General features: G+C 37.1%; 4 protein-coding genes and 2 riboswitches. All 4 genes read right to left on the bottom strand.

Annotation, left to right across the window (positions count from 1 at the left end):
• Positions 1-56 precede the first annotated feature (56 nt).
• Positions 57-5,240: a S8 family serine peptidase gene (locus tag JOC73_RS07920; RefSeq protein ID WP_204401850.1), complete on the bottom strand. Its 5,184-nt coding sequence runs from the start codon at positions 5,238-5,240 to the stop codon at positions 57-59.
• Between the two features lie 287 nt (positions 5,241-5,527).
• Positions 5,528-6,916 carry a TraB/GumN family protein gene (locus JOC73_RS07915; RefSeq protein ID WP_204401848.1) on the bottom strand — a complete coding sequence of 463 codons (1,389 nt, stop codon included), beginning with the start codon at positions 6,914-6,916 and terminating at the stop codon, positions 5,528-5,530.
• Positions 6,917-7,133: 217 nt separating this feature from the next.
• A complete protein-coding gene (locus tag JOC73_RS07910) occupies positions 7,134-10,196 on the bottom strand; it encodes an S-layer homology domain-containing protein (RefSeq protein ID WP_204401846.1) in 3,063 nt (1,020 codons plus the stop codon).
• 241 nt (positions 10,197-10,437) lie between these two features.
• Positions 10,438-10,521, bottom strand: a riboswitch (cyclic di-GMP riboswitch).
• 216 nt (positions 10,522-10,737) lie between these two features.
• Positions 10,738-11,592 carry a transglutaminase-like domain-containing protein gene (locus JOC73_RS07905; RefSeq protein ID WP_204401844.1) on the bottom strand — a complete coding sequence of 285 codons (855 nt, stop codon included), beginning with the start codon at positions 11,590-11,592 and terminating at the stop codon, positions 10,738-10,740.
• A 15-nt stretch (positions 11,593-11,607) separates the two neighbouring features.
• Positions 11,608-11,696, bottom strand: a riboswitch (cyclic di-GMP riboswitch).
• Positions 11,697-11,849 lie beyond the last annotated feature (153 nt).

Below are 11,849 nucleotides of genomic sequence, written 5' to 3'. Positions count from 1 at the left end.
TATAGATAATTTTTTTAATTGAAAAGGGGGAATTGCCCCCTTTTCAATTAATTATCCTATTCCATTGTAAATATGGTAGTTGTTGGGCTTGCTAAAGATTCAGGATCTTCCCATCCAGTCCATACAAAGACATCTACAGTGTAATTTCCTGAGGTGTTAAGACCAAAGCCAGATCCTAGCTCTATAACATTTCCGGCCTGTAATCCACTCATTTTAGCAGTAGCTATATTAACCACTCTACCTAATGAATCCTTCACCTGAATAACAAGCATAACATCTTTAGCAGATGTACTAATGTTATTAATGGCTGCCTCAATTACTACATTACTTCCCTGTTTAATTACTTCTATCACTTCTATTTCTATCGGATAGTTATATACAGTGAAAGTCCTTTCTTCTACAACAACCTCTTCGCCTTTAGTAGCCGTAATTACTGCTTTATATGTTCCGTTTAATTTCATAAACTCAGCAGGAGCCCAAGTGTAACTGATACTTGTTCCTTCACCAGTTTTGCTTCCTACCTCTTCTGCATTAGGATTGAAGATTGTAATATCCCAAGAAGCAGATTGGTTGGCTGTTGCAGCGATGGTAGTATCTCTATCAAAAGCTACATCTGAAGTTCTTGAAATGCTAATCGTATCAATACCTAATCCAACAACAGGCGGTTCTACTACTGGTGCATCTTCACGTACAACTGTAAATGCTTGAGAACTTACATTACCTGCATGATCTACAGCAGTAACTGTAATATCATTCTCTCCGTAAGCTAGATTAACAGCTTTATTTAAAGCATAGTTTATACCAGTGATTTCTGTAACAGTTAGCCATTGAGCTGTCTCTTGATGAATAGTCGTGTTATTAACCTTCACATATAGTGCTGGGAAATTCTCAGTTATAGCACCAACTAAGTGAACACTATCAACATCATGGGTTACCGTTTCTGGTACCGTGTCTTCAGGGATTACGATAATAGGAGCTGTAGTATCTACAAAGATCTTTCTCTTTGCTTCAACCACATTTCCGTTCTTTAAAGTTACTGTAACTGTTGCAAAATGTAGTCCATCAGCTACATTAGTAAAGTTTTCTTCAATAGTATAAGTAGTAGGCTCTACTGTTGTTTCTTCTACTAGTGAAGCTATTACAGGCTCTTCTACTAAGATTTCCTCTATAACTGGTGGCTCTTCGATGATTTCCTTTGATACTGGTGGCTCTTCGATGATTTCCTCTATTACAGGCACTTCTACTAACGGTTCTTCTACCACTTGTGGTACTTCTGCTTGGTAGACAACTTTAGTTTCTCCCCCCAGCTTAACCTCAATCTTTTCAACACCAAGCTCGGAGCTGTCTACTACAGTTGCTTTTACATCAACTATATCCTTATCAAAGAACTCTAATGCTGTAGGGCTGCCCAACTGGATAGCTACATCTGTATCAGAAGCCCCTCTTGTAATTGTTACTATTTCCTCTTTTATGTTTCCTGCATAGTCCATAGCTTCAAGTACGATGTAATTCTCACCGTAGGCCAAATCCATCGCTTCAACTAAAGAATGGGTAATAGCATCGTCCTTTATATCACTATTTTCTAAGTAAGCATAATTAGCATCTTGAGAGAATACAACATTACCATTTAACTTCACAAATAGCGCTGGGAAGTTATCAGTTATCGTCGCTTTAAAGTCTATCGTAGCTACTTCAGCGTCAACACCATTGCTCATTGCATTTACTATAGAATCATCTAGCGTAATTGTAGGCATGGTTGTATCCACGAAGAATTTTCGCTCAAAGTCAATCACATTTCCCAATTGATCTTCAGCATTTACCCTTACTCGATGTACTCCATCTTCTAAGTCTACTAATTGACCATTAAAGGATACTACCCCTTCCTCTGTGGTATCTTGAAGTGCTATACCTGTCGCTACTTCATTTATCATAAAGCTAAAGGATTCGATATTACTAACATCTTGAATAGCCCCCACAACAGGTATATTATTCACGTTGTACGCTTCTAATACAGCTGGAGATTCAAGCGTTACGTATGGAATTGTAATATCTCCAATCATTATTGTGTCTGACTCTGCTATGTTGTAGGCATAGTCATGTACACGAACCCGAATACTATATGCTCCTGATGGTAAATCATTAATGTTAAAGTTACCATCAATGCTCTCCAGTAATACTTCCTCTGCGTCCACATCATACAAATCATACTTTAAGACCATATGATTATCACTAGCAGCAGCAGATAAATGATTAACATAATTATCATACTCTACAGATGTAATGGTAGGTACTTGATTGTCTACCTTTACTGGGAATATCACTTTTTGTGGAGTTGCACCTTCAAAATCAATTACAGTCTCAACTTCATAATAGTATTGACCGTCAGGGGCAACTTGATTGTTTATCCATCCATCCCAAATCCATGAGTCATTTGCTCTAAATCTTGTACCGTCACCACCATCATAGTAGTTCTTTCTTACATAAGTATCTCTTGCTACTTTTCGTACAACTTCACCGTTTTCATTTAAGATGTTAATGTTAACAGCTTTTGCATTTCTAAGGAATGTGAATAATCCTCTAGCATGATCTGCTAATCCATCATTATTAGGGGATATTACGTTTAAGTCTTCATTAAACTCCCCAGTTTTTGGATCGAAGCCTAAGAATTCAAAAGAATCTGCAGCTTCATCTAACCATGTTAAGGAGGTAAAATTACCATAATAAGGGCTTCCGTTTGGATTATAGATGGTATCATCAATAATAGGCGCTTTATCCCAATCACCATAGAAACCGACATATGGAATACTTAACTCAGGTACTGCGTCTGCAGCATCCTTTAATTGAACAAATCCTTCTACAAAGGTACCATTTGGGAAAATAGCAGCTAATGGTGCATTGTAGCTCCATTCTACTGCATGTGTTAAATCTAAAGTAACTTTGAAATCAACAGTTCCCCCTGCAGGTACTTCTATTTGAGAAATTGGTGTATTATCTGTTGCACTAAATGCAATTGGGAATTCTCCTAACCAAGGAGCAGCGTCACCGATCGTACCCGCTTTGAATACCCCTTGGGTTTCCAATCTATTAGCTCCATTTAACACAAGATCTGTTCCTACAGTACCAGTTAAATTATAAGTAATTGGCGTATCTCCAAAGTTTTCTACCTTTAAAGTAAATGTAGATACATTTCCAATCTCCTTTAGATTTACTTTACTTAAATTGTCATCTGCTGGGCTGACTACAACAGCAGGAGTTGTAGTAGCTCCATATAAATTCATTACCCCAGCACCATGTCTTCTAGGAGAAACATAGTTTCCTAATTTGTAGTGATTATTGTACAGGGCTCTATCTAGTAGCGGTTTAGCTGTATTCATAAGTATATTCTTTGCTAATTTACTTCTCTCTGCTAATGCTAATTGTGGAAAATCTTTATCAATTCTTTCAAGTACTACGGCTGAACCCCCAGCAACATGAGGTGCTGCCATTGAAGTACCACTCATCATCCCATATTTATTATTTTGGAATGTAGAATAAATTCTTCCACCTGGAGCAGTAATTTCAGGTTTGAAATCTAGACTAGGTGTAACCCCCCATGAAGTAAAGCTAGACATTTTACCCATTTCAGGATTATCAGCCAGTTGTTGATTGCCTGTAAAAACAACATAATTGTCTGTTGTTTCTGCTAGCTCTTTCAATGCAACACCGCCAATATTCCCCATAAATATAGCAGGAATTGTTCCTTCCTCTGGATATTGCATATTGATTAATTCTTCCCCTGCATGATTGAAGATAATAACCCCAATGGCACCATTGTTTTGGGCATTCATAATTTTTTCTACGAAAGGATATTCTCCTCTGCTAATTAATGCAATTTTACCAGTTAAGTCTAGACCATCAAAATCTTCTACAGCGCCTAATCCAGCATATGCGAAATTGACTTGTTTGCCTTTGAAATGACTTACAGGATCTATTGACCCAGCAGGCATATAAACGATTTCGCCATTTTTGTATCTCAATGCACTTGCTAGTATTTTATTATTTTCAATTGATGCAACTGATAATGTCTGGGGATTTATTGATGGAGACCCTACAACCCCAATATCAGGATTTTTTGCTAAAGGATTTGCGAAACCATCTCCTATATGATTAGAGTTACCCGCAGAAACAGCTACTATAATACCAGCTTCTGTTGCCTTTCTGATTGCAACCCTAGCTGGATCTTCATCCTCAGGTAATACAAATGCCCCTGTTGAGCCTAGACTCATGTTAATAACATCTGCCCCAAGCTTAATAGAGTCTTCGATTGCTCTTACATAGATATCACCATATGTAGAAGGCATCCCTGGATCGTTACCAAAAACCTTCATTGCTAAAATTTGTGCTTCTGGTGCAACCCCTTTAATACCCCCATTGGAAGTATCACCATTTGCACCGGCTGTACCAGCAACATGCATCCCATGGAAGGAGGCCCCTGGTCCTAGATCTAAAATCTCAGTATTGTTATCTGCATAGTTGTATCCATATGGAACTTTGTAATTGTGCCACTTTCCCTCTGAAACTGTATTATTGGCAATCAATGTTTCAACATCAGATTGTTGAAGCTCTGCTTTAGAAGGATCAGTCAGGATACTCATATCTCTATGGGATGGATCGACTCCTGTATCTAGGATAGCAATCACCATTCCCTCACCTTTAAATCCTAATTCCCAAGCCTTCATGCTTTCAACAATTTCATGACTCGTATGCATTTCTGGCTGTGGTCTCTCATATTCAGTAGCAATTGTTACCCTTTTTACTCCACTTAGATCTTCAATCGCCCTCGCTTCTTTTAGAGTAGTGGTACCACTGAATCCGTTAAGTACTTGAACAAATTCATGGTGATATACAAGATCAATACCGCGTTTGTCTATGCTTGCTTTTACAACTTCTTGTTCCTTCATTAACTTATCAGAAATTGTACCTACTTCTTGAATAGACATTTTTTGGAGGCTAATACCTCTTTCTATAGCGTAGTCAACTACTGGCTTTGACTCCAATTCGACAATAATTCTAATAAGGTCACTGTCCTTTAGTCCTTCTACTCTTGGATCTCTTGCAATGCTAGATCCTTCATAGAACTCTCCTAAGGTTTCTTGCTCAAAGGAAACAATACTATCAATAGGAGCAGCCACTGCTATTGCAAAGTTAGAAAATACAAGAGCAATGATTAAGATTAATGATAATAATTTTCTGTTACTCAACTCAAATCCCCCTTTTTAATTATTTGAATAATAAATAAAGCTAATCAACTTGGGCATCCCCCCTGTATAAAATAATAGTGATTCTCAAATATTAAATTAAATTGGTTTTTAGTTTAATTTAATACTTTTCAACATATAAATTATTTTAGCTATAAAATTTTATTCCAATCAATGCCAAAGTATTCCTGCTTGTACCTACTTATTTGTATTCTTTTAAAAGTTTTTAAAAAACAAAGCCACAGGGTTCTCCCCCATGGCTTTGTTTTCTTTTAATTATTATATTTGTATTATTCTACTTCATTAAATAACTCAACAGTATAGCCTGCTTCCTCTAACTGCTGAATGATTGTGTTTGGCTGTACTAAATGTCCAGCTCCTACTACAATAAAATAAGTTCCTTTTTCTTCTGACTCTAACATAGCTTTAATTTTCTCTGCCATGTTTTTATCTCTTTCACCGAATAGCATCTTTGAAAACTCATCTTGAGATGCTTCCTCCGCACTTCCAAAACTATCAGAGAATTCTTCTACATCACCATTGATCCACATCTCAATCCATTGCTTTAATAATTCTGCAGAAGCATTTTCTCCCGAATCCTCTGCTGCAAGTATACCATCCAATACACCATTTAAGTACTCTAATTGCGTTTCCATTGTTAGACCATCAAACAAATCAGCTTGAAGTTCAATTCCCTCAAGCTCAGCGATAGGCTTTTGGGTTAAGTAAGCATTTAATAGGAAATATACATCTATACCAAGGTTAGCCGATTGAGCTGCCTGTGCCATATCCCCTGAATTCTCCATAGAAAGAACTTGTAAATTATTTGCTAAACTCCAAGGCTTAAACTGTGCTAAGGCCTCTACTGGGATCTGATATTGCGCCAATACCTCCACTAACTTATCATAGGTCTCAGGGCTAACGGCATCCTTTATAGTCGTACCATCTTGATAGGTAGCTTTTTGCATGAAGTACTGTAATCCAGCCTGTTGGTTTAAGATATTTGCCTCTACCACTAAAACATCAGATTCATCAAAGGCTTGCTTTAGTTCTTCGTCTATTGGATATAGTTCACTACTACCAATATGAATTGATCCCAAAAGGTACACAGTATTTCCATTGTTTTCTACCTTCCATGCTAAGCCTTTTGAGCCAGCATCCAGTAGCCCATATGTATCTTTGATTAATCTAGTAGCCAATACAACTGCCTGCTCTGTCGTACAGATGTTATCTAATTCTAATCCCTTTGCTGTTCCCTGTAGAATTTTTCTCTCCTGTAGGTATTCTGCAGGTGAATTTCCTACCTCCAGCTCATACTGGGCTAACACGTTATATAGTCTAGTGATTACATCACCTCTAGTACTATCTCCCTTTGAGGAAACCGGAACAAAGCCTTCTTTCTTTTCTAGTCCTAGTACAGCTAATTTTTCCTCTGTTGCCTCTACCAATGCTTCTATACGCTCCTGAGAGATCCCTGACCTAAACCCATCATAGTACCATTCCATAGGATAAATACCATATTTTTCACCCTCATTTAAAGTCTCCACAGCCCATTGACTAATATCAGGTGTTGGTACCTCATTAGCCAGTACTGGAATAATGGTTGATAAAATCATCATCAATACTAATAATCCAGTCATCAAGCTGTTTCTTAAGCTTTTCTTTTTCGTCTGTATCATTTTACTCTACCCCTTTCGACTTTCATATTTGGTAAATTAGTCACGCTTATTTCATTATATACCTAGTTTGATGAAATAGTAAGGTCTAAATTTTATAGTCGCTCCCTTTGATAGTCCTATTTTGTACTTATAACACTTTACCTTTACTAATAAAAACTCCACAATCTGTGGAGTTTTTATTAGCTCTTATATCATTCAATTATTGTTTATCTTGTGACTACCATCCCATTAAACGCTTAATCATCACCACAGCTTGAGCACGGGTAGCATTGCTCTTAGGAGCGAAGATGCTTTCTGTTACACCTTTAATAATACCTGCTGCCGAAGCGCCACTTACACTATCCTTTGCCCATGGGCTTATTAAATTTGCATCATCAAATGCAATATCACCTACAGTAAGACCTTTACCATTTTTAACTCTATAGGCTTGTGCAATCATTACAGCCATTTGCTCACGGGTTATACCCCCATTGGGTGCAAAGGTTGTTGCACTTAATCCATTTACTATACCTGCCTCATTGGCTGCCTTAATAGATGACGCATACCAAGCAAATTCATCTACATCGGTAAATTGAGTTTTTCCATCAGTTAACTCAAGCTCTAAAGCTCTTACCAGCATTGACACAAACTCAGCTCTAGTAATTTCTTTATTTGGAGCAAACTCATCTTTAGAATAGCCTGTAGCAATTTGCTTATATAGTGCTAGCTCAATATCTTTTTTAGCCCAGTGACCATCAATATCCTTAAAGGTCTTAGTATATTCCATGATTGTAAAAGTACTAAACTTTGGAATTGTAATGGTTAAGCTTTCCGCCTCACCTGAACCCTCATAGTTTACTGTAGCAGGGTAGAATACATTTGATCCATCCTTATGGTTTACCCATACTCCTAATCTGTCAAGATTTACATCAATCAAGGAAACTCCCTCTAAGGATAAGGTGATATTTGCTACACCTGTCTCCACACCATCTAAACTGATGGTAACTGACTCTGAGCCTAAATACTTACCTTCTTCAATAGAATCGACCTGTGGTGTTTTTCTAGTCGTCATTTTTAAATCTTGACCTGACTTTACTAGTGCATTTAATATTTCACTAGAAAGCTCTATTGACCCATGGCTTGTAATAACCTGTAAGGGTTTCTCCATTGTTCCTCTAGAAGCCATGATTTCTCGAACTGCTTCTGGAGATACTTCTACAACAACATCGGTATTGGCATCTGTTCCAGAAGCATCTAATATAATCTTTTTACCACTTGGTACATCTACTAGAGAATCCTTCTGAATAGAAACAATTGTCTTTCCTTCTTCAACTGTCCCTTCAACCTTAAGCTTAACACCGTTAGTGGTTGGAATAGCAGGAATAACTACTTCAGGCTCCTCCACAACCTCTTCTTTCTCTACTGGTGGCACATATGGTGGAATATATGGTGGAACATATGGAGCATTTCTAGTGATGCTAACAGACTTACTTACTCTAGTATACTTCTCCACAACCTCTCCATCCACATAGGCCTCAAGAGTAATGTTGTTGCTTCCCAATACAAGGTTTACACTGTGGGAGAAAGTAAATAGACCTTCATTTTCTGTTACTTCAATTGTTTCATCCCCAAGCTTTACGATCGGTGTACCTATACCATAGGCGTCTATTGTTCCAGTAATATTAGTTGCTGATGAAGTTGTCGTTACAGGGTGACTTAAGTCCAGTTGGATTTGCCTTAACCAAGGTTCATAGATTACCTCTCCATTAACCACTTCTGCTGGATCATCTACCCTCCAGTCATTTAACGTTGCATTTATTGAAGCGTCATAATTAGCATCTTTTGTTGGATCATGATAGTAGCTAAGGGCCATACCATTGTCTTCAAATTCGTTTAATGTTATTGTGATCCTATCTGCTCTCCAAGCTCCCATACCTTCAAAATCATTTGCTTTAATTAAGTTTTTATGGACATAAAGGTTTGTTTGCTCATCGGCTGAAACGCCAACTCGGTTATTATTAAATAGGTTTCCTTCTACGTTAGAATCTGCACCTCTATTCAAGTAAACCCCAGTCCACCATTGAGTAAAACTATTGCTATGTACATTCAATGCCCTTTTGCCTATGGCTTTAATAATTCCTCGGCTATGATTCCAGCTGGCATTGGCATCTCCAGCATTTGGACCTACTAGGATATTATTCACTATAGTAGTTTGGTCTGCTTGAACATATATCCCTGCTTTTTCTGATAAATTAACATCTCCATTTAGGATTCTAAATCCATCAACTGCTACACCCATAGCGGTGATTCTGATAGAACCGTCAATAGTCGATTCAGTATCTCTGCCTTCAGCTGTTGCAAATATTCCAGCATTGGCTCCAACTAATGCAATACCCTCTTTATTGATTGTAATGTTTTCATTATATGTCCCAGGTAATACACTGATTTTTGAACCAGTTGTAGCTTGTGTTACAGCATCTTGGATTCTTAATCCTTCAATTACGTAGTACTCTGTACCCTCTAGGTTGCTTATAACTGCACCTGATATAGGGGTAATACCCTCTAGAGATTTTAGGTAGACTGTAGTTTCAGCTATAGTAGCCTTATAGGTAAAATCATTAGCAACCTGTAAATTGGTCACTTCTTTACCATTTTTAACTTGCGTGTATAGGGCGTTATCTTCGCTAAAGCTATTATTTCCCCTTAAAACAATGTTATCGCATCCTCCTGGCGGATAATATTGTCCACTTGCAAAAACTGCCATACCACCCCATGCATTGTTCGTAGTAGTTATATTTGATAATGTCACATCATTACAATCCGTCATTGCAATCCCTACACCATAAATTGTATCCTGAACTAATACATTATCAATAACTGCACTATTAATACCATGGAGGTCTAGACCTGTCTTATAGGAGTTTTTAACAGTTATGTTGGAGATGGATAAATTATCTACTCCTTCATCCCCTTCTACTCCTGTAGCCTTTATTCCATAATTTGCATTTTTACCTTGGTTTGGGCCTATCAATGTGAAGTTACTTAAAGTAACATTATTGGCCTCTACCTCTAACCCATATCCATTTGTATGAGTTGTGTTGATTACAACGCTATCTCGACTAATACCCTGTAGGCTGATCGGTTTATTAATCCTTAGTGTTTCATTATATACACCTTCACCAACTAAAATTACTTGTTCTTCGCTTGCAGCATTGATGGCTGCTTGAATTGTTGCATAAGGACTTTCTGATGTTCCTAAACCTTCATCGTTCCCATCACTTGATACATAAATCGTCAACATGTTAGATTGTGTCGTGCTAGTAGAAGTTGATTCCTCCACCTCCGTAATTTCTCCTTCAGTTGTTGCAGTAGGTTCTTCTTCTACTATTATAGTTTCCTCTAATGCAGTTGTTATTTCTGGTGTTTCCCCCCATGCAAACCCGGAAATGACATTGTAATTAATAATGCAACTAAAGCTAAAGCAATTGATTTTTGTCTTTTTTTACCTTTCATACTCTTCCTCCTTTTAAGTGTTTACTCCTTAAAAGGTGCTCCGGTTTCACTACTAGCTCCTTCCGATTCAAGTGACCACATAAAAATCGGTTTTCATTGCTTCACACCCAATACCCCAGTTTACTAAATTCATACTCACCTCCATCAGAAGCATTATTATCCTAGTATTTTAAGCTTATATATATTATTGACCTGTTTACAGTATTTTCTACCATTACTTATTATTCCCTTTATATTTCGTAACAAAAATTACCACTTATTTCGACGTTGTATAAATATACGCCAATAAACAAAAAAAAGAGAGGATATATCTCCTCTCTAAGGTTCATTTAATACTCTTTACTTTTTACATGGTAATCATTAAAGTCTTGATTATCGAACCAATCCTTACTGGACAATGCCGAAAAGGTGGTGTCCAAACTAATCCAACGATTCTCCTCTGAAATATAAACCTCATTCCATGCATGAAGTCCGCTGAATTCATCAGTTACTCCTAGTCCTTCTACTACTTTTACTTGTAGTCCAATTCCCCTTCCAAGAGCAGCTGTTAATGTTGCAAAATCATAACATACGCCTGTTTTGGTCTTCAGGGTATTAAGGGCACCATATTGATGATTATAATTGCTATTCAACTGATCATGATATTTATCATAATCATATTTAATATTTCCTGTAACCCAATTAAAGATGGCTTTAGCTTTATCCGTGTCGTTATTAAAGTGTTGAGTAATTGTCGTTGCCATCTCTATAATATCTTCATTGTCACTTTCTATATGTGTTATAGGTACAAGAAAAGGATTTACATCAGCTTCATTTTCAATATTTAAACGAGGTCCATAGCTATATTTCCTGTCCTCTTTATGGATCATCATTATTATTTCGTAACTACCTTTTCCCTCAGTAAGCCAAAATCTTTCATTGAATTTTCCTTCCTGCAATTCTACTTCTAGCCATTTATTAATATCCTTATATTTTATTAGTATTTTGATCTTTTCATGGGAGGTAGTACCCCACAGGTTGACCACTCCCTCTTCACTGTCAAAGCCCATACCTTTTATAGATACTCCTTTATGACTCATTGGCCAATTAGTGGATCCATAACCTACAGAAAGGTTAGCTATAAAAATTAGACTAATAAATAAGACCACAAAAAAACTTCGAGAAAAAGAAAACTCTCTTTTCATTTGTTATCCCCCTTTTTCGGTAACCCAGCCATCATAGTGGAATCTCCACCGTAGACCTGTTGGTTTTGCGTCCCCAATTTTCATTGAGTTTGCTATTATCGTAAGGTGCATAAATATTAATAGATCCTCTCATACTAATTCTATACTTAAACAATATTTCCTCTAAATTTTGTAAATTTATGTTGGAATACTTGTCCTTTTGTAATAGAAATTTGCTTTTATGAAGATTTTCGGCACATATCGATTATCCATTGCAA

The sequence above is a fragment of the Alkaliphilus hydrothermalis genome, assembly GCF_016908555.1.
Taxonomy (GTDB): Bacteria; Bacillota; Clostridia; order Peptostreptococcales; family Natronincolaceae; genus Alkaliphilus; species Alkaliphilus hydrothermalis.
This window is presented reverse-complemented; position numbering and strand designations above follow the sequence as displayed.